General features: G+C 49.8%; 1 protein-coding gene. It reads right to left on the reverse strand.

Annotation, left to right across the window (positions count from 1 at the left end; all coding sequences use genetic code 11):
- Window positions 1-19 precede the first annotated feature (19 nt).
- A protein-coding gene (locus ACQ76X_RS36015) for an IS5 family transposase (protein WP_438498686.1) occupies window positions 20-783 on the reverse strand; the annotation gives its coding sequence in 2 pieces (ribosomal slippage) (window positions 20-447 and window positions 447-783; 765 coding nt in all).
- Window positions 784-837: the final 54 nt, after the last annotated feature.

The following is an 837-nucleotide window of genomic DNA, read 5'->3' on the forward strand; positions in this document are numbered from 1 at the left end:
CTAGGGCCTGTACGCAAACCTATTTAAGCCATAAACGAATAGAAAGTAGCGTCAAAAAAGCCATGAACATGTTCGCTGTTTTTTCATAGCGAGTAGCCAGGCGTCGATAGTTTTTTACTTTGTTGAAAAAGCATTCAACTAAGTGTCGTTCTTTATACGTCTCCGAATCTAGCGGACGCTTTACCCGCCGATTGCGTTTGGATGGGATCACCGGAGTAATGGCTCGGCTTTGCAAAAGCTCTAAAATGGCATTGGTATCGTAGGCGCGATCCGCTAACACTTCTCCCGGGCAAACGTCCAGTTCATGAAGAAGGCGATAGCCCGTGACCGAATCGTGGTCTTGTCCTGGCGTCAATTCGAAACGCAATGGATAGCCAAGCGCATCCACCATTGCATGAATTTTAGTGGTTAATCCTCCGCGCGAACGCCCGATGGCTTGCCGATCCTGCCCCCTTTTGCGCCCGCTCCATGCTGCTGGACGCGGACGATGGTGGCATCGATCATCACTTGCTCCCAATCGGGTTCGATGGCGACATGCTTCAAGATTTCATTCCAAATATTCGCTTTTTGCAACCGCCAGAAAAAACTATAGGCGGAAGACCAAGGACCATAGGTGCTCGGTAAATCTCGCCATGGCGCTCCCGTTCGAGCAACCCATAGCACGGCATTCAGCATCTGGCGCCGATCCTTGGGCGGACGTCCTCCTTGTTTTTTTCGGGCCGGGGGCAGCAAGGGTTCAAGGATATTCCATTCTTCATCCGTTAACTCGTATCTTCGTCTCATATTCCTTATTTTACTAGATTTTTACGAGTTGTACAGTTTGCGTACAGGCCCTAG

Origin of the sequence: Paenibacillus sp. IHBB 3054 (genome assembly GCF_051594305.1) — a bacterium.
Classification (GTDB): domain Bacteria; phylum Bacillota; class Bacilli; order Paenibacillales; family Paenibacillaceae; genus Paenibacillus_AQ.